This window comes from Rhizobium sp. P1_C7 (assembly GCF_056406295.1).
Genome location: NZ_JBFUAL010000001.1, coordinates 44,628 through 63,228 on the forward strand (window position 1 = coordinate 44,628; position 18,601 = coordinate 63,228).

General features: G+C 61.2%; 18 protein-coding genes, 1 other RNA gene and 1 pseudogene. 14 read left to right on the forward strand and 6 right to left on the reverse strand.

From position 1 onward, the window contains the following. Window positions 1-2: 2 nt before the first annotated feature. Entirely contained in the window at window positions 3-965 is a 963-nt protein-coding gene (nudC, locus tag AC1D2R_RS00240) for an NAD(+) diphosphatase (RefSeq protein ID WP_477963622.1), read from the reverse strand. Beyond that, window positions 962-1,372, reverse strand: a complete 411-nt coding sequence (locus tag AC1D2R_RS00245; RefSeq protein WP_477963624.1) for an HIT domain-containing protein — start codon at window positions 1,370-1,372, stop codon at window positions 962-964. The genes nudC and AC1D2R_RS00245 overlap by 4 nt, the downstream gene beginning before the upstream one ends. A gap of 89 nt (window positions 1,373-1,461) precedes the next feature. On the opposite strand from AC1D2R_RS00245, the gene ffs reads away from it, so the two are divergent. From ffs to AC1D2R_RS00265, 4 genes and pseudogenes are all read left to right on the forward strand, one after another. After that, window positions 1,462-1,558, forward strand: an RNA gene (gene ffs, locus AC1D2R_RS00250) — signal recognition particle sRNA small type. A gap of 46 nt (window positions 1,559-1,604) precedes the next feature. After that, the gene (locus AC1D2R_RS00255) at window positions 1,605-3,476 is read left to right on the forward strand and encodes a DNA polymerase III subunit gamma/tau (RefSeq protein WP_477963626.1); all 1,872 of its coding nucleotides are present in this window, start codon (window positions 1,605-1,607) and stop codon (window positions 3,474-3,476) included. Between the two features lie 22 nt (window positions 3,477-3,498). Further along, the gene (locus tag AC1D2R_RS00260) at window positions 3,499-3,822 is read left to right on the forward strand and encodes a YbaB/EbfC family nucleoid-associated protein (RefSeq protein ID WP_477963628.1); all 324 of its coding nucleotides are present in this window, start codon (window positions 3,499-3,501) and stop codon (window positions 3,820-3,822) included. Window positions 3,823-3,890: 68 nt separating this feature from the next. Further along, window positions 3,891-4,503 (forward strand): annotated as a pseudogene (locus AC1D2R_RS00265) (LysE family translocator). A 23-nt stretch (window positions 4,504-4,526) separates the two neighbouring features. Here AC1D2R_RS00265 and AC1D2R_RS00270 read toward each other — a convergent pair. Next, the gene (locus AC1D2R_RS00270) at window positions 4,527-5,006 is read right to left on the reverse strand and encodes an Lrp/AsnC family transcriptional regulator (RefSeq protein ID WP_477963630.1); all 480 of its coding nucleotides are present in this window, start codon (window positions 5,004-5,006) and stop codon (window positions 4,527-4,529) included. A 112-nt stretch (window positions 5,007-5,118) separates the two neighbouring features. Between AC1D2R_RS00270 and AC1D2R_RS00275 the strand changes: the two genes are divergently transcribed. Then, complete coding sequence (locus AC1D2R_RS00275; RefSeq protein WP_477963632.1) at window positions 5,119-5,655, forward strand: RBBP9/YdeN family alpha/beta hydrolase; 537 nt, start codon at window positions 5,119-5,121, stop codon at window positions 5,653-5,655. Here the strand turns inward: AC1D2R_RS00275 and AC1D2R_RS00280 are convergent. Further along, the gene (locus AC1D2R_RS00280; protein WP_477964599.1) at window positions 5,652-6,269 is read right to left on the reverse strand and encodes an MOSC domain-containing protein; all 618 of its coding nucleotides are present in this window, start codon (window positions 6,267-6,269) and stop codon (window positions 5,652-5,654) included. The genes AC1D2R_RS00275 and AC1D2R_RS00280 overlap by 4 nt on opposite strands. A gap of 57 nt (window positions 6,270-6,326) precedes the next feature. Here AC1D2R_RS00280 and recR point away from each other — a divergent pair, with 57 nt between their 5' ends. Next, entirely contained in the window at window positions 6,327-6,932 is a 606-nt protein-coding gene (gene recR / locus AC1D2R_RS00285; protein WP_477963634.1) for a recombination mediator RecR, read from the forward strand. 105 nt (window positions 6,933-7,037) lie between these two features. Further along, window positions 7,038-8,291 carry a lytic murein transglycosylase gene (locus tag AC1D2R_RS00290; protein ID WP_477963636.1) on the forward strand — a complete coding sequence of 418 codons (1,254 nt, stop codon included), beginning with the start codon at window positions 7,038-7,040 and terminating at the stop codon, window positions 8,289-8,291. A gap of 2 nt (window positions 8,292-8,293) precedes the next feature. On the opposite strand, the gene AC1D2R_RS00295 is transcribed toward AC1D2R_RS00290, so the two are convergent. Together AC1D2R_RS00295 and AC1D2R_RS00300 are read right to left on the reverse strand one after the other, a co-directional pair. Beyond that, window positions 8,294-8,749: an N-acetyltransferase family protein gene (locus tag AC1D2R_RS00295; protein ID WP_477963638.1), complete on the reverse strand. Its 456-nt coding sequence runs from the start codon at window positions 8,747-8,749 to the stop codon at window positions 8,294-8,296. A gap of 8 nt (window positions 8,750-8,757) precedes the next feature. Beyond that, window positions 8,758-10,416 (reverse strand): MFS transporter, encoded by a 1,659-nt coding sequence (locus tag AC1D2R_RS00300; RefSeq protein ID WP_477964601.1) that lies wholly within the window; start codon window positions 10,414-10,416, stop codon window positions 8,758-8,760. A gap of 209 nt (window positions 10,417-10,625) precedes the next feature. On the opposite strand from AC1D2R_RS00300, the gene rimP reads away from it, so the two are divergent. The 7 genes from rimP (at window position 10,626) to rpsO (ending at window position 18,290) form a co-directional block, all read left to right on the forward strand. Then, on the forward strand, window positions 10,626-11,231 hold the full coding sequence (rimP, locus tag AC1D2R_RS00305) for a ribosome maturation factor RimP (protein WP_477963640.1): 606 nt from the start codon (window positions 10,626-10,628) through the stop codon (window positions 11,229-11,231). A 61-nt stretch (window positions 11,232-11,292) separates the two neighbouring features. Next, window positions 11,293-12,897 (forward strand): transcription termination factor NusA, encoded by a 1,605-nt coding sequence (gene nusA, locus AC1D2R_RS00310; RefSeq protein ID WP_477963642.1) that lies wholly within the window; start codon window positions 11,293-11,295, stop codon window positions 12,895-12,897. Next, window positions 12,897-13,586, forward strand: coding sequence for an RNA-binding protein (locus AC1D2R_RS00315; protein ID WP_477963644.1), 690 nt, complete (start codon window positions 12,897-12,899; stop codon window positions 13,584-13,586). Before nusA ends, AC1D2R_RS00315 begins: the two co-directional genes overlap by 1 nt. A gap of 102 nt (window positions 13,587-13,688) precedes the next feature. Further along, entirely contained in the window at window positions 13,689-16,427 is a 2,739-nt protein-coding gene (gene infB, locus AC1D2R_RS00320) for a translation initiation factor IF-2 (protein WP_477963646.1), read from the forward strand. Between the two features lie 74 nt (window positions 16,428-16,501). Continuing rightward, a complete protein-coding gene (gene rbfA, locus AC1D2R_RS00325; RefSeq protein WP_477963648.1) occupies window positions 16,502-16,912 on the forward strand; it encodes a 30S ribosome-binding factor RbfA in 411 nt (136 codons plus the stop codon). 9 nt (window positions 16,913-16,921) lie between these two features. Further along, window positions 16,922-17,854, forward strand: a complete 933-nt coding sequence (truB, locus tag AC1D2R_RS00330; RefSeq protein ID WP_477963650.1) for a tRNA pseudouridine(55) synthase TruB — start codon at window positions 16,922-16,924, stop codon at window positions 17,852-17,854. A 166-nt stretch (window positions 17,855-18,020) separates the two neighbouring features. Then, a complete protein-coding gene (rpsO, locus tag AC1D2R_RS00335; protein ID WP_025659731.1) occupies window positions 18,021-18,290 on the forward strand; it encodes a 30S ribosomal protein S15 in 270 nt (89 codons plus the stop codon). Window positions 18,291-18,601 lie beyond the last annotated feature (311 nt).

The window sequence follows — 18,601 nt, forward strand, 5'->3', positions numbered from 1 at the left end:
ACCTATCGTTCTTTCCACTCCACCCAGTCGCGCATCAGGCGATGGGCGATCGCTCCCTTGGGTGGCGGTGCCTGACCGTTGGTGCCCGGGCGCTGGAGCATCTCTATCGTTTCCTCGCGCGAGAACCAGCGGCAGTCTTCCAGCTCCTGCTCGTCGCGCTTGATGTTGGTCGACTTGGCTTCCGCGAAGCACCCGATCATCAATGTATGCGGCATCGGCCAGGGCTGCGATGCGTGGTAGCGGATGCGCCCCGTGCGAATGCCCGATTCTTCCAGTGTCTCGCGGCGAACGGCGTTCTCGATCGTCTCACCCGGCTCGACGAAACCGGCGAGACAGGAATACATCCCCGGTGCGAAATGCGGGCTTCGTCCAAGCAGGCAGAGATCGCGCTCCTCATCGATCGTCAGCATGATGACGACGGGGTCGGTGCGCGGAAAGATGGTGTGTTCGCAGGCGGTGCAGATGCGCTTATAGCCGCCAATATGAATGTCCATCGTCGAGCCGCAACGGCCGCAAAACTTGTTGTCCCGGTTCCAGCGAATGAGGCTGGCACCCTGCGCGAATTCTCCGAGCAGGACTTCATCCACCAGCATCTCGCGAAATAGAGATCGGCCGTCGGCGGGCTTGTACTGGCTTGCGAGTTCCTCCTCGGAAACGCCGACCGGAACGGCAAGGCGCGGTTCGCCGGTCTTGCGATAACCGAGTAGAATCGTTTCGTCCCAATTCGGACGCAGATCCTTCAACTCGTAGCGCGCAAACAGTGGATCGAGCACCTGGCCATCGTGCTTCAGCACCAGCTTGTCGCCGGCAAAGGCAAAGATATGGGTGCCTTCCTTGGCGAGTGCGTTGTCCACGGAACTCTCGTCGCGGTGCTCGGAATCGCGGATCAGGTCATTGGCGGCAAAGGCTGTCAGATTGCTGGGTTCCGGATGTGGTACATCCGAATCGAAAAGCGAACGGCTCATGATGAAAGGGTTTCCCGCAACTTCTCTATAAATTCATCTTTCTTTCCGTCTTCGTAGGCTTCCGCCTTGCCGAATCCCCAGACGGGTCCTGGCCAATTGGCATCGCCTTCGAAGCGGGCAATGATATGAACATGAAGCTGGCGGACGACGTTGCCAAGAGCCCCGATGTTGATTTTTGTAGCGCCGGTGATCGTTTTGAGGGCTGACGCGACCAACTCGGTCTCGAACGTCAGAAGCACCTGATCAAGCGGCGTGAGCTCGAATATTTCGGTGATATCGGCTCGCCGTGGGACGAGAATCAGCCAGGGCCAGCGGGCATCCGCCGACAGCCTGAGGTCGCAGAGGCCGGTCTGCATGACACTCGCACTGTCGCTTTGAAGCCGATGGTCGAGCGTGAAGGCGTCCAACAGGTTTTCCTCCAGGGTTTTCCAAAGGCTAGCAGTTTTTTTTGTGCTTGGCTTGCTTTTGATGGCGATATTGCCGATATGTGCATTCGGGAGGTTGGTGGTGGACGAGCCACTCGCCAACCGGGTCAGGTCCGGAAGGAAGCAGCCCTAACGAGCCCGGCACGGGTCATCGTGCCAGCCTCCCACCCTTCTCTCCATCCTTGCCCGGGTAGTCCGGGCGCTAAGCAGGGCGATGAGCGACACCGAGCGACAATCAAAAGATGCCGCCTCGACGGGCACCGGATACCGGGTGCTGGCACGCAAATACCGCCCCAAGGATTTCACGGATCTGATGGTCGGCCAGGAGCCGATGGTTCAGACGCTGACCAACGCCTTCGACACTGGTCGTATAGCCCAGGCCTACATGCTGACCGGCGTTCGCGGGGTCGGAAAGACGACAACGGCTCGCATTCTGGCGCGTGCCCTGAACTACAAGACCGCAGAGATCAACAAGCCGACGATCGACCTGCGCATCCCCGGCGAACATTGCCAGGCAATCATGGAAGGCCGCCATGTCGATGTCATCGAGATGGACGCCGCCTCGCATACCGGTATCGACGATATCAGGGAGATCATCGAGCAGGTGCGCTACCGTCCGGTTTCGGCGCGCTACAAGGTCTACATCATCGATGAAGTCCACATGCTCTCGACGCAGGCCTTCAACGGCCTCTTGAAGACGCTTGAGGAGCCGCCGGAGCATGTGAAGTTCATCTTTGCGACCACCGAAATCCGCAAGGTTCCAATCACGGTGCTGTCGAGATGCCAGCGTTTCGACCTGCGCCGCATCAGCGCGTCCGATCTGGTCGGACTGTTCACCACCATCGCGTCGAAGGAAGGCATCGAAGCCGAATCGGATGCGCTGGCGATGATCGCCCGTGCAGCCGAAGGCTCTGCGCGTGACGGCCTCTCGCTGCTCGATCAGGCGATTGCTCACGGCGGCGGCGCAGTGCTGACTGAAGCCGTACGTGGAATGCTCGGCCTTGCCGATCGCGCCCGCATCGTCGATCTCTTCCATCACGTCGTCAAAGGCGATGTTGCCGCAGCGCTGGGCGAATTCCAGAGCCAATACGAGGCCGGCGCGAACCCGGTTGCCGTTCTCACCGATCTGGCCGACTTCACGCATCTGGTGACGCGGCTGAAATACGTGCCTGACGCCGCGAACGATCCTTCGCTGAGCGAAATCGAGCGCACCAAGGCGGCGGAGTTCGCGACAGGCATTGCGGTGACGACGCTGTCGCGCATCTGGCAGATGCTGTTGAAGGGCATTCCGGAGGCGGAGGCTTCCTCTCGTCCCGCCGGTGCCGCTGAAATGGTGCTGATCCGGCTCGCCCATGCCGCGCATCTCCCTGCGCCGGAAGATGCTGCGCGCCGTCTGGCCGAATTTTCCGAAAACAGCAGCGGTGCCCGGCCGGCCGTACCGTCGGGCAATGGCGGCGGCAATGGCACGACGGTGAATTATCAAGGAAGCGTTGCGGCCAGGGCAAGCGATGCCACGCCGCGCCCGCAGCCCGGCGGCTCGACTGCCGTGCTGCGCTCTGTCCCTAATTCCGATCCGCAGAACATGCCCATCGGCCGCGTCGAGACCAGGCCGACCGAAGTGCCGACGCCGCTGGTTTCGATCAATTCCATCGGCGATATCGTCATTCTGGCTTCCGAAAAGCGCGATGCGAAGATCAAGGCGCTGGTGCGCACATTCGTTCGCCCTGTCCGCGTCGAGCCCGGCCGCCTCGACGTGAACCTGACGGATGGCGCGCCGCCGACCTTGCTCAACGAGCTGGCGGTCAAGCTCAAGGACTGGACAGGTATCCACTGGATCATCAGCCTCAGCCGCGACGCTGGCCAGCCAACCATGGTCGAGGCTGAAGCTCGCGCCAAGGAACAGCAGGTGAGCGACGCGCGGCAGGATCCCGATGTCGCAGCGATCCTCGCACAGTTTCCCGGCGCCAAGATCATCGACGTGCGTGTGAGAGCGCCGGAGCCGGAGGAAGAGGAGGTCCAGGCACCTCCTGCCGCTGCCGAATCCGAAGACGGCGATATCCTGCCCGGCGACGACATACAATTCTGAGTGACGAAGAAGGAGCGAGACGATGCGCGACATCATGGGCATGATGGGCAAAGTCAAGGAAATGCAGGCGAAGATGGAGAAGATGCAGGCGGAAATCGCCGAGCTCCATGCTGAAGGCAAGTCCGGCGGCGGTCTGGTGACCGTCATCCTCAACGGCAAGGGCGAAATGCAGAGCTTGAAGGTCGATCCGTCGCTGTTCAAGGAGGAGGATGTCGAGATCCTCGAAGACCTGATCGTTGCTGCCCATAAGGACGCCAAGGACAAAGCGGAAGCCGCCGCAGCCGAAAAAACCAAGGCGTTGACCGCGGGACTGCCGATCCCGCCCGGCTTCAAGATGCCGTTCTGATCCGCTCCAAGAGGATTAGGGGTGTCTCGAATGGCATCTCTTCCCTATTCGCAAAGGGAGGATTGCAGATGACGCTGACCACCTTGTTCGTTTTTGCCTGCGCGCTGTTCGTGGGCGCCGGCACTCCGGGTCCGAGCGTCGCTGCGCTTGTCGCCCGCGTAATCTCCAAGGGTGCACGTGATGTCCTTCCGTTTCTCGCGGCCATGTGGCTCGGCGAGGCAATTTGGCTGACCAGTGCCGTCGCCGGTCTTGCCGCGCTTGCCGAGACCTTTCACTACGGCTTCGTCGCCCTAAAATGGCTGGGCGTCTGCTACCTTCTCTATCTTGCCTGGAAAATGTGGTTTGCCTCGCCGGGGGACAGCCATGAAACGCTGCCTGAGGCGAACTCCGCGCGGAAGCTTTTCTTAGCCGGCATGACGGTGACGCTCGGCAATCCAAAGATCATGATGTTTCTATATGGCGCTGTTGCCGTCGATCGTCGACATCGGCGCAGTGACGATCCTCGGCTGGGCCGAACTCGTCGCAACAATGTTGCTGGTGTTGATTGCGATCGATTTCGGTTGGGCGCTGCTTGCTTCAAAGGCGAGAGCGGTCCTGAAGAGTCGCCGCGCCGTCCGCATCGCCAATCGCGTGAGCGCCGGCACGATGGCCGGCGCAGCCGTTGCCATCGCGATGCGCTAGTGCACGGCTCAAGGGGGGGGGCGTCAGCGCCCCCGCGCGAGCCGCAAAAGGTCTCGTCCTATCGGCTTCGGCGGCTCGCTGCGCAGCACGAGAGAGGTTGTCACTGCGCCATAGCGGGCAATGCTGTCGACGATGACTTCAAGCATCGACGGCGTCGGGACCAGCACCTTCAAAACAAAGCAGTCCTCGCCCGTCAACCGCAATACCTCGATCACCTGCGGCATCTCCGAAAACTGCTTCAGGCAGGCACGGATATGTTCGTGGGTCGTCCGTAACCGGATGACCGCCATCATGCCGAGGCCGAGCGCTGCGGCACTGACGCGAGCTCCGTAACCCTCTATGATCCCACGCTCTTCCAGCCGTTTCAACCGCTCGGAGGCAGCCGGTTGAGACAGGCCGACCTTGCGCCCTAGCTCCGAAACGGAAATGCGGCCATCGGCCTGCATGATCTCGACGATGAGCATATCGGTCGGATCCAGCTGTCGCTCAATGATATCGGCCATGGATCTTCACCTTTAATCTATCGGCAGATGGCTTGCCTATCCGATGACTTCCTATGTCGTTTGCCGACTATCTCATGCAGTTTGCGGCCGAGGCAACAGCAAAGGAACTGCCATGAGAGAGGTGATCATCATGCCGGGAATCGGCGGTTCGGGCGAGGCGCATTGGCAATCGCGATGGGAAAAGGCCGAGCCGCGCATGCGACGGTTTGCACCGTCGAGTTGGGAGCGGCCGGCGTTGGACGATTGGATCATAGCGCTGGATCGTGAGATGGCCAAATCGGCCGAATCGCCGCTCATCGTCGCCCATAGCCTCTCTTGCCTGCTGGTCGCATACTGGGCGCAGCGTACGCGGCATACCGCGGCCGGTGCTTTGCTGGTCGCTGTTCCCGATCCGGCTTCGCCGGTTTTTCCGGTGGAGGCTGCAAGTTTCGGCCATCCACCTGCCCTTGCGCTACCGTTTTCCTCGCTGGTCGTCGCAAGCAGCAACGACCCCTTTGGTTCCCTTGCCTATTCCCGCGCCAGGGCGGCGCAATGGCGCAGCGTGTTCATCGATGCCGGCGCCCACGGCCACCTCAACGACAGCAGCGGTCTCGGCGATTGGCCGGAGGGAAGGGCAGCTCTGGCGGCATTCGAGGCCAGTCTCGGCTAGGTCTGGGCTTCCAGAATTATGCGCAGCTTTTGGTGAATCGGTGCGGAAAGAAATCGTGCCCGATCCTTCATCGACAGCCGTTTGCCGAAGGTAGCGATCATCTCAGGCATCGTCACTCTTGCACCTTCGAACGGGCGAAACTCGACAGGCTCTCCGGCGGTTGCCGAGCCGCCATGGATGACGCGGCAATAGACACCCGGCCGCGCTGCATGCGTATAGCGCTTGATGAAGTGGCGGTCGCCCATTCTCGCGGCAAACGTCGCGCAAGGGATGCGCGCCGCCGTTGCCTCAAGCACAAGATCGCCGGCTATGAATCTGTCGCCAACGGCAACGACCCTGTTGTCGAGACCTTCGATCACGAGATTTTCGCCGAAGGTGCCCGGGGCGATCGCGGAGCCTAGTTGCCCGGACCACCAGTCGAGCGTGATCGAGCCCTCGAGATAGACGGCCTGGTCAACACCGCCATGGTGCTTTCTGTTGCAGATCGCGTCGCCCACCAGCCCTTCGCGATCGACAAGCACGCTGCCGCCGATCGCATGCTTGTTGATCCCGGTCCTGTAGCTCTTGCCGGTCAGCCTTTCGGGATTGCCGATGCAGACGGCGAGGATTTTCATGCGATCCACGGCCCTTGGATGTTTCCGTTTTACCAACATATGGGCTAATAACCGCTCATGGCAAAGCGAGTCACCGGTCCAGAGATAGAAAAACTGATCCAGCTCCTGGCGAAGGTGCCGGGCCTCGGCCCGCGCTCCGCGCGCCGTGCTGCCCTGCATCTGATCAAGAAGAAAGACCAGTTGCTGGGGCCGCTGTCGAATGCGATGGGCGAGGCCTACGACAAGGTCAAGATCTGCTCTTGTTGCGGGAATGTCGATACGGTCGATCCCTGCACGGTCTGCACCGACGAGCGGCGCGATCGATCCGTCATCATCGTCGTCGAAGATGTCTCCGACCTCTGGGCGCTTGAGCGTGCCGCGGCCCTCAATGCGGCCTATCATGTGCTCGGCGGCACGCTTTCGCCGCTCGATGGCGTCGGGCCGGACGATTTGAACATTCGCGGCCTGATCGAGCGGGTGAGTGCGGGCGGCATCCGGGAGCTGATCATCGCGGTCAACGCCACCGTCGAGGGCCAGACGACAGCACACTATATAACCGATCAGCTCACTGGACTGGATGTGAAGATTACGCGGTTGGCGCATGGCGTTCCGGTCGGTGGCGAACTTGATTATCTCGATGAAGGCACGCTGACGGCGGCACTGAGAGCACGAACGGCAATCTAGAGCATTCCAGCAAAAGTGCGCAGCGGTTTTGCTGGTTGCTTACAAAACAAAGAGACAGAGCGTTTTCGCGATTCGAAGAAAGCGGAAATGCTCAAGGGGGGAAGCATGGGCAAGCGCATTTTCAGCCGCCTTTTTGTTGTGAGTGCGGCGTTTCTGACGCTTTCGTGCTTGCCCGCCCTGTCTGCGACGAAAGCCGACATCGAAGCGCAATTCGAAAAGTGGGTGCGGGCCGATCTCTGGCCGCAAGCGCAGAAGAACGGCATTTCCGAGCAGGCGTTTCAGGCGGCGTTCGCCGGCGTCGAGCTCAACTGGAACCTGACCGACCTTGCCCCTCCCGGCTTCCCGCCGTCGAAGCAGCAGAAACAGACGCAGGCCGAATTTTCCTCGCCGGCACCCTATTTCAACGACGACCGCCTGAAGAGGCTGGCGGTGACAGGACGCGGCTTCGCCTCGCAGTACGCATCGACCCTGAAGAAGATCGAGAAGACCTACGGCGTGCCGGGCTCGATCGTGCTTGCGATATGGGGGCGCGAGACGGGCTTCGGCGCGGCGAAAATCCCGAACTCGGCGATCGAGGTGCTGGCCACCAAGGCCTTCATGTCGACCCGCAAGGACATGTTCCGCACCGAGCTGATCGCTGCACTTCACATCATCGATCGCGGCGACGTGACGCCTGCAGGGTTCAAGGGTTCGTCTGCGGGCGCGCTCGGCCAGCCGCAGTTCATGCCGACCAGCTACCTCAAGTATGCCGTCGATTTCGATGGAGACGGGCATCGCAATATCTGGACATCGGTTCCCGACACTCTGGCGTCGATCGCCAATTTCCTCGTCAACAAGGGTTGGCAGCGGGGTCGCGGCTGGGGCTACGAAGTGACCCTCCCCGGACAGGTCTCCTGCGCGCAGGAAGGACCCGATCTCGCCAAGCCGATTTCGCACTGGGCGTCACTTGGGATCGATCGCGTGAACGGCGAGGCTTTTCCGTCCGATGAGAGGAACGCAAGCGGAATGATGCTGGTCCCGGCCGGCCGCGACGGGCCGCAATTCATCGTCACCCCGAATTTCTACGTGATCAAGGAATACAACAACTCCGACCTCTACGCCCTCTACATCGGCAATCTCGCCGATCGGATCGCCAGTGGTTCCGGCGCTTTCGAGGGGGCGTGGGGCGATGTCGGCAAAATGCTGCGCTCTGATGTCGCAGCCATGCAGAAGGCGTTGGAGAAGAAGGGGTATGACGTCGGCGGTACCGACGGTCTGCCTGGCTATAAGACACGCCGCTCGATCGGCCAATGGCAGGAAAAGGCCGGCATGAAACCCACCTGCTATCCCGAAGCGTCGATGATCGGCAAGCTGAAGTAAGCTCACAGATTGCGCTTCAGGCCTTCGTGGCTCGCAATGAAGCCGAGCTTCTCGTAGAAGCGGATCGAATCCGGGCGCGCCTTGTCGGAGGTGAGTTGCACCAGCGCACAGCCGCGCTCGGCTGATCGCTCGACGGCCCACTCGATGAAACGCGATCCGAGACCAGAGCCGCGGACGCTGTTGGCGATACGCACGCTCTCGATCTGGCCGCGCCACATTCCCGTCCGGGATAGGCCGGGGAGAAAAGTCAGCTGCAGACAGCCGAGAACGCGGTCGCCGTCATCCGTGGCAACAGCCAGCAATTGGTTGGGATCGGCATCGATGGCGGCAAATGCCGCGATGTAGCGCGGATCCGGTGGATCGGATGCGATCTCTCGCGTCTTGCCGAGATCGTCGTCGGCAAGCAGCTCTATGATGGCAAGGAGGTCGCAAGATCGGGCGGCCCGGAAGAGATGCATGATTTGCCTCAGTGATGCAGATCGATCGGCGCCTTGTAGAAGACGTCGTCATTTGGTGGAATTGCCTGCCGCTCGATCAGGCGGTGCACGGATGGCGTGGTCTCCCCACGGTGAAGCGCTCGAAGGCGGTCGGTGTTTTCGGCATCCGACTGGGTTCGGCGCTGGTTGTGCCTGATATATTCGACCCAGGTGGGCGTATGGTAGGTTTCGGTCCAGCTGCCTGGTTTTTCCAGGTCGCGCATAAGCGCCCAGTTCCTGGCGCCGTCGCGGATGCGGATCCGCCGGCGCTCGCCCATCAGTATCAGGAATTCGGGAAGATCGTCGTCGCCGATTTCATAGTCGACCTGAATGACGATCGGGCCGCTGCGGGGGGTGATGTCCAACCCCAGCTCCGGCTCGGTGAAGCGGTTCAGCGGATCGAGATTGAGCGAAGCAAAAGCCGGCATGGAAAAGCGCATTCCGACGAGGATGCCTGATAGCATGACGACGGTCGAGAGCAGGAGCGCATCGGCAACGCCGTAGCGATCGGCCGCGATGCCCCAGAGCCAGCTTCCACCGGCAATCCCGCCGAACGTGACCGTCTGGTAGAGCGATAGCGCCCTGCCGACCACCCAACGGGGCGTAGACAACTGCACGATCGTGTTGAAGAGCGACAATGCAAGCACCCAGCATGCGCCTGAAACGACGAGACCGGCGCAGGTCAATGCCGCCACCGGGCTCAAGGCAGCGACGGCCGCGCTCAGCGCAAAGCCGGCAAAGGAGAAGCGCACGATCGTCTCGCTTGAGAACTGCTCGCGCAGCCGAGCGTTCAGCACCGCGCCTCCGATCGCGCCGATGCCGAAGGAACCGAGCATCAGGCCGTAGGTCAGCGGCCCGCCGATAACGAGCTCCAACGCCACGATCGGCAATAACGCCAGAACCGAGCTGGCTCCGATGCCGAAGATGAAGCCTCGCAGCAGCACCTTCTGCAGATTGGGCGACATCGAAACGTAGCGAAGGCCGGCGAAGATGGCGCTTCCGAGTGCCTCGCGCGGCAACGTCGAGGCGGGAATGACGGGTTTCCATCGCACCAAGGCATAAATCAAAGCGAAATAACTCAGGGTGTTGACCGCAAAAGCGGCAGCGGCCCCGGCGGCGGCCACAATGACACCGCCGAGCGCCGGGCCGACGCTTCGGGTAATGTTGAACCCCACGCTATTGAGCGTCACGGCTGCTGGTAGGTCAGCGCGTGGCACCATGTCCCCGACCGATGCTTGCCAGGAGGGATTGTTCAGCGCCGTGCCGCAGCCGATCAGAAAGGTGAAGGAAAGCAGCAGCCAGGGCGAAAGCCAGCCGAGATAAGCGCCGATACTGAGAAATGCCGAGACCGCCAGCATGAAGCATTGCGCCGCCAGCATCACCCGGCGGCGGTCGAAGCTGTCGGCAAGTGCACCCGATACGAGCGAAAACAGCATGATCGGCAGCGCGATCGAAGTTTGAACGAGCGCAACCATGTCGCCTGACGAGGTGATCGTCGTCATCATCCAGGCGGCACCCACAGCCTGGATGAGGCCGCCGAAGTTGGACGCGATGCTGGCAAACCAGATGGTTCGGTAGGTCTCGTGCCGCAGTGGCGCCAATGTTGTGGAACTGTACGCCACGATCCCTCCCGTGCGGTTGCTCTGCATCTTCGAAATCAATATATGCGGAATGGTCATGCTGGCTACACATTCGGTCGCTCGGCCGCAGGCTTGGCGATGGACCTTGCAATTTCGTAAAAACGGGCCTATATGGCTCTCAAATCTTGATCGTACTGATGAAGAGTGGGCCGCAAGGACCCGCTCTTTTTTATTACCGCGATCATCCGAAATGCATGAAATTGCTAGGAGCGCACCGCTTGTCGGATCCGACGAACGTAGACAATCAACTTGAGCCGCGGCTGATCACTGAGACCGGGCTTGACCAGCGCCTTGCCGACATTATCGAACCTGTGCTTGTCGGCATGGGCTTTCGCCTGATCCGTGTCCGCATGCTGAACCAGAATGGCGCGACGCTGCAGATCATGGCCGAACGCAACGACGGAACAATGGACGTCCAAGGCTGCGAAGAAGTCTCCATGGCCATTTCTCCGGTTCTGGATGTGGAAGATCCGATCGATAAAGAGTATCATCTGGAAGTGTCCTCGGCTGGCATCGACCGTCCTATGGTGCGGAAATCCGATTTTGCCCGTTGGCAGGGACACCTTGTGAAGTGCGAGACGTCGATCATGATCGGCAATCGCAAACGCTTCCGTGGAAAGATTCTCGAGACGGATGCGGATGGTTTCACGCTTGAGCGTGACCAGGTTGCCGATGGCGAAGAACAGAACGTCAAGATTCCTTTCACCGCTCTCAGCGATGCAAAGCTCATTCTGACCGACGATCTGATCCGCGATGCACTGCGCGCCGACAAGCTGGCGAAGGCAGAGGCCGCGAACCAGAACGAAACGGAAGACGAAGAATAGACCGATCAACTTGTGGCTCCAGGGACGGGAACCCCGGACGCCTAGACGGAGAGAAAAGACAATGGCAGTCAGTGCGAACCGGCTCGAACTTCTGCAGATCGCAGATGCAGTGGCGCGCGAAAAGGTCATCGACCGCGAGATCGTGCTTGCCGCAATGGCAGACGCGATTCAGAAGGCAGCGCGTTCGCGTTACGGCACTGAGTCCAACATCCGCGCCGACATCAATCCGAAGACCGGCGAAATCCGCCTGCAGCGCCTGCTCGAAGTCGTCGACAAGGCCGAGGACTATTCGACCCAGATCCCGCTGGAGCTGGCACGCGACCGCAACCCGGACGCGGCCCTCGGCGATTTCATCGCCGATCCGCTGCCGCCGATGGATTTCGGCCGTATCGCCGCGCAGTCGGCAAAGCAGGTCATCGTGCAGAAGGTTCGCGAAGCTGAGCGTGATCGTCAGTTCGACGAATTCAAGGATCGTGTCGGCGAAATCGTCAACGGCACCGTCAAGCGCGTCGAATACGGCAATGTCATTGTCGACCTCGGCCGTGGCGAAGGTATCATTCGCCGCGACGAAATGATCCCGCGCGAAAACGTCCGCTATGGCGATCGTGTCCGCGCCTACGTATATGACGTCCGCCGCGAGCAGCGCGGACCGCAGATTTTCCTGTCGCGCACGCATCCGCAGTTCATGGTGAAGCTCTTCACCATGGAAGTGCCGGAAATTTACGACGGCATCATCCAGGTGAAGTCGGTTGCCCGCGATCCGGGCTCGCGCGCCAAGATCGCCGTGATCTCGAACGATAGCTCGATCGATCCGGTCGGTGCCTGCGTCGGTATGCGCGGTTCGCGCGTCCAGGCCGTCGTCGGCGAGCTTCAGGGCGAAAAGATCGACATCATTCCGTGGTCGCAGGACCCTGCGACCTTCGTCGTCAACGCCCTGCAGCCGGCTGAAGTCGCCAAGGTCGTCCTCGATGAGGACGCAGAGCGCATCGAGGTCGTGGTTCCGGACGAGCAGCTGTCGCTGGCGATCGGTCGCCGTGGCCAGAACGTTCGTCTTGCGTCGCAGCTGACCGGCTGGGACATCGACATCATGACGGAAGCCGAAGAGTCCGAGCGCCGTCAGAAGGAATTCAACGAGCGCACCAACCTGTTCATGGATTCGCTCGACGTCGACGAAATGGTCGGCCAGGTTCTGGCCTCCGAAGGTTTCGCTGCCGTTGAGGAACTCGCTTACGTCGATCTCGACGAAATTGCCTCGATCGATGGCTTTGACGAAGAGACGGCCCAGGAAATCCAGCAGCGCGCCCGCGAATATCTGGAGCGCCTGGAAGCCGAAATGGACGACAAGCGCAAGGCGCTCGGCGTCGAAGATGAGCTGCGCCGGATCGACGGCATGACAGCCCAGATGATGGTCGCGCTCGGCGAAGACGGCATCAAGACGATCGAGGACTTCGCCGGTTGCGCCGCCGACGACCTCGTCGGCTGGAGCGAGCGCAAGAATGGCGAGACCAAGAAGTTCGAAGGTCTGTTCTCGAAGTTCGACGTGTCGCGCGTCGAAGCGGAACAGATGGTTGTTCAGGCACGCCTCGCGGTTGGCTGGATCACCGACGAAGACCTGGCAAAGGAAGCGGAAGCTGAAGAAGCTCCCGAGGCCGAGCAGGAAGTTTAATGTCTGCGCGTGAGCCTACCGTTTCTCCTGAGGACGATGATCTTGCAGGATATGACGTGAATGGTCGCATGTGCATCGTGACGCGCGAAAGCGGATCGCCTGATGAGTTGATCCGCTTCGTTGCCGCTCCCGATGGGACGGTAGTCGCCGATCTGAAGCGACAGCTTCCGGGACGCGGCTGCTGGGTAAAGGTCGATCGTTCACTGGTCGACAAGGCCGTGGCGAAGAAGCTCTTTGCGCGGGCGTTGAAGGCAGATGTCAAGGTGGCGGCCGATTTCGGCGAGACCGTCGAAAAGTTGCTGATGCAGCAGCTGATGCAGATGATGAACATGGCCCGCAAGGCCGGTCAGTTCGTCAGTGGGTCCGCAAAAGTGGATGCCGCGGTGAGGAGTGGAGCAGCCATCGCGGTGTTCCATTCGACGGACGCCGCAGCCGACGGCGTTAGAAAGATCGACCAGGCCCGCAAGGCCTGGCACCTCGGAATGGAGACCGAGGAGGAAATACCTTCCTACCGCCTCTTCTCGGAGAGCGAAATGGAAGGCCTGATGGGCCAGAACGCTTTTATCCATGCTGCAGTGCTTGCAGGGCAGGCGGGTGAGGGTGTAGTGAAGCGCGCAAAGATGCTCGAACAGTACCGCAATGGCGGTCAGTCCCGGGCAGCGGGCGGCGCTGGCCGGCAAAAACAATGATACGGTCACCGGCTTTGTCCGGTCCCAACGTCATTGATCGACAGTATTTGATTGACAGGGCCTGATGACGTCATCGCTCCCTGTCCGAAGGAACGGGAACGAATGACCGATAGCAATGACGACAAGACACTGGGCGGCGCGGGCAAGAAGACTCTGACCCTGAAACCGTCGGGGATGAGCCAGGGCACCGTGCGCCAGGATATGGGTCGCGGTCGCACCAAGGCGGTCGTTGTCGAGACCCGCAAGCGGCGTCCGATGCGTCCTGAAGACGAACGTCCGATCACGCCAGCCGCGCCGGTAGCTCCTGTTCGCGCCGCTGAACCTGCGCCAGCGCCGGCGCCCGCACCTGTCCAGGCTCGGGCTCCGCAGGCTCCCCAGCCGCGCATTCATCAGCCTGGTGGCCAGTCGCCGCGTCCGCAGCAGACGTCGTCGCAGTCACCGCGCCAGCAGGATCGTCCGCGTCCAGTGGTCTTGAACCACCTGTCGCCGGAAGAAATGGATGCCCGTCGCCGTGCGCTTGCCATGGCGCAGGTCCGTGACGCTGAAGACGCCGTGCGTCGCGCCGAGGAAGAAAAGCGCCGCGCCGCCGAGGAAATCATCCGCCAGGCCGCCGCAGCTGAAGAAGCCAAGGTCCGGGCCGCCGAAGAGGCGGTACGCGCCGCTGAAGCCGCCGCCGCTCCGGCCCCGGCAGCGCCTTCTGCCGCCGAAGCCAGCACGCCAGCGCCACGCGTTCAGTCGCCTGCGTCGGCGGTTCGCCGCCCTGACGCGGCATCGCCATCGCCGGCACGTCCGGCCCCCGGTGGTGCTGCTGCTCCGGCAGTTCGCGGTCGCCGTGAAAACGAAACCGAAGATCGTGCCGCTCCCCGTGGTGCTCCGGCTCGTGGCCGCGTCGTACGCCCCGAACCCGCAAAGCCCGTTACCACACGCCCGAAGACGGAAGACGAACGTCGCCGCGGCAAGCTGACGATCGGCACCGCAGGCGTCGACGACGACGGTACGGCACGTGGTCGCTCGATGGCCGCCATGCGCCGCCGCCAGGAAAAATTCCGCCGCAGCCAGATGCAGGAAACCCGCGAAAAGGTTGTTCGCGAAGTCGTTCTGCCTGAGACCATCACCATTCAGGAACTGTCGCAGCGCATGTCCGAACGCGCCGTCGACGTCATCAAGTACCTGATGAAGGAAGGCCAGATGATGAAGCCGGGCGACGTCATCGACGCCGACCTTGCCGAACTCATCGCCGGCGAATTTGGCCACACGGTCAAGCGCGTTTCTGAATCCGACGTCGAACTCGGCATCTTCAACGTCGCCGACGAAGCAGGCGAGCTCGTCTCGCGGCCGCCAGTCGTCACGATCATGGGTCACGTCGACCACGGCAAGACATCTTTGCTCGACGCCATTCGCAAGACCAGCGTTGTGTCGGGCGAAGCCGGCGGCATCACCCAGCATATCGGTGCCTATCAGGTCGAACAGAACGGCCAGAAGATCACCTTCATCGACACCCCCGGTCACGCTGCCTTCACGGCGATGCGTGCTCGCGGTGCCCAGGCAACCGACATCGCAATCCTGGTGGTAGCGGCCGACGACAGCGTCATGCCGCAGACGATTGAATCGATCAACCACGCCAAGGCGGCCGGTGTTCCGATCATCGTTGCGATCAACAAGGTCGACAAGCACGAGGCCGATCCGCAGAAGGTTCGCAATCAGCTGCTCCAGCACGAAGTCTTCGTGGAATCCATGGGCGGTGAAGTGCTCGACGTCGAGGTTTCGGCCAAGACCGGGCTGAATCTGGACAAGCTTCTCGAAGCCGTCCTGCTGCAGGCCGAAATTCTGGACCTCAAGGCCAATCCAAACCGCACCGCGGAAGGTACGGTCATCGAAGCCCAGCTCGACCGCGGTCGTGGTGCGGTTGCCACCGTTCTCGTGCAGAACGGTACGCTGCGCCCAGGTCAGATTATCGTCGCCGGCGACGTCTGGGGTCGTGTCCGCGCCCTCGTCACCGACAAGGGCGATCATGTTAAGGAAGCAAGCCCGGCCACTCCGGTCGAGGTTCTCGGTCTTTCCGGCACGCCGGCTGCCGGCGACAAGTTCGCCGTGGTCGAAAACGAGAGCCGTGCCCGCGAAATCTCGGAATATCGTCAGCGTCTCGCCCGCGACAAGGCGGCTGCCCGCCTCTCAGGCCAGCGCGGTTCGCTTGAACAGATGATGACGCAGCTGCAGACGGCTGGCGTGAAGGAATTCCCGCTGGTCATCAAGGGTGACGTGCAGGGTTCGATCGAAGCCATTGCCGGCGCGCTCGACAAGCTCGGCACCGACGAAGTCCGTGCCCGCATCGTGCATTCGGGGGCCGGTGGCATCACCGAATCGGACGTCTCGCTGGCGGAAGCATCGAACGCTGCGATCATCGGCTTCAACGTTCGTGCGAATGCACAGGCTCGGCAGTTCGCCGAGCGCCAGGGCATCGAGATCCGCTACTACAACATCATCTACGACCTCGTGGATGATGTGAAGGCGGCGATGTCCGGCCTGCTCTCTCCGGAGCGTCGCGAAACCTTCCTCGGCAATGCCGAAATCCTCGAGGTGTTCAACATCACGAAGGTCGGCAAGGTCGCAGGTTGCCGCGTCGTCGAAGGCAAGGTCGAACGTGGTGCAGGCGTTCGTCTGGTGCGCGACAACGTCGTCATCCACGAAGGCAAGCTCAAGACGCTCAAGCGCTTCAAGGACGAAGTATCGGAAGTTCCGGTCGGTCAGGAATGCGGTATGGCCTTCGAGAACTACGAAGACATCCGTGCAGGCGACACGATCGAATGCTTCCGCGTCGAGCACATCACCCGCACACTCTAATCGTGCGAGACTAGAACTGTGGACGGGCGCCGGATCATGTGGGCCGGCGCCCGAACCTTTTGAGGCAAAGAACAATGGCAACAAAACCTACCTCCGCGCAAACGCAGCGCATGCTGCGCGTCGGCGAGCAGGTGCGCGCCGCGATCACTCAGGTTCTTCAGCGCGGCGAAGTTCGCGACGACCTGATAGAAAAGACCGTGATTTCCATTTCCGAAGTCCGCATGTCGACGGATCTGAAGGTCGGAACGGCTTTCGTCACGCCGCTCGGCGTGGCCGACCATGATGCGATTATTGCTGCGCTCAACCGCCACGCCAAATACATCCGCGGCCGTCTCGGCCCGCAGCTCCGGCAGATGAAGTACATGCCGGAAGTCCGTTTCCGCGACGATACGAGCTTCGACAACTACAAGAAGATCGACGAGTTGCTGCGCTCGCCCGAGGTCATGCGTGATCTCAATGACGGCGATACCGAAGACCAACAGTAGAAGAGACTGATGTCCAAACCACGTAAGCCCAAAGGCCGTCCGATCTCGGGCTGGCTTATCCTTGACAAGCCTGTTGACTTCGGCTCGACGGAAGCCGTTTCCAAGATCAAATGGCTTTTCAAGGCGCAGAAGTGCGGCCATGCCGGCACGCTCGATCCGCTCGCCTCGGGCATGCTGCCGATCGCGCTCGGCGACGCGACGAAGACGGTTCCCTATGTGATGGACGGTCGCAAGGTCTACGAATTCACGGTGACATGGGGTGAAGAGCGCGCGACAGACGATCTCGAGGGCGATGTGACGCAGAGCTCCGACAAGCGCCCGACTGAGCAGCAGATCCGCGATCTCCTGCCGAGCTATACGGGCGTCATCAGTCAGATCCCGCCGCAGTTCTCCGCCATCAAGATTTCAGGCGAACGCGCCTACGATCTTGCGCGCGAAGGCGAGACGGTCGATATCCCGTCCCGCGAGGTGGAGGTTTTCCGCCTGACCTTGCTTGGCTGCCCGGACGCCGACACGGCGCATTTCGAAGTCGAGTGCGGCAAGGGTACCTACGTGCGTGCATTGGCCCGCGATTTCGGCCGGGAGTTTGGCTGCTATGGCCACGTCTCCTGTCTTCGCCGCACGTTCGTCGCGCCCTTTGCTGAAGAGAGCATGACACCTCTTGCGGACTTGATTGCGCTTGAGGAAATCGAGGACATGGACGAGCGCCTGGCGGCGCTCGACGCCCTGCTGATCGAAACCAGCGAAGCACTCTCTGCATTACCGCATCTCGTGGTCAACGACGATCAGGCGCATCGCCTGAAGATGGGCAACCCCATTCTCGTCCGTGGCCGAGACGCCCCGGTTGACGAAAGCGAAGCCTACGCCACCGCACGCGGCAAGCTCGTCGCGATCGGCGAAATCGGCCAGGGCGAGTTCCGCCCCAAGCGCGTCTTCGGTTGACAGAACCGCCGGAGGAGGCGCGCCCAGGCATGCCTCTTCCCTTTGCTGCCTGAATGGTTTATAGGCAGCGCCAGCATAGGGCATGGCCTGAGTGCATTCGCGGCCGAAGCTGGACGACATCCCGGCTTTTGGCGACCTTATCTCCTCTCATCGAAAGGAACAAACGATGTCGATTACTGCTGAGCGCAAGACGGCTCTGATCAAGGAATACGCAACGTTCGAAGGCGACACCGGTTCTCCGGAAGTTCAGGTCGCGATCCTGACCGAGCGTATCAACAACCTGACCGGCCACTTCAAGGACCACAAGAAGGATAACCATTCCCGCCGTGGTCTGCTGACGATGGTTTCCAGCCGCCGCTCGCTTCTTGATTATCTCAAGAAGAAGAACGAAGGCCGTTACACCAAGCTGATCACCAGCCTGGGTATTCGCCGCTAATCATTTTCCGGCGGGCGCTCCTTATGGGCGCCCGCCGGATGCTTTTCGGGAGCCTGGTTCCCGGTGAAATTTTGCCGCCGCGCGCTATATCAAGTGCGGTAGAACTGCTCGGCGGACCCGGATGGGCCGGATCTGCCAAACCAACCGTTGACCTGTCATGGGGCAGGATTGCCGGATGCTTTCCGCCAGGGTTTCTCGAGCTTTGGCCTGGCTTCTCTCGGAAGCCATCGATGAAAAGCCTCCCGTTGTCTTGCCCATGATGTGTCACATTGATTGCGGTCGACTGCGCGCTGTGTCCGATGGATTGCGGC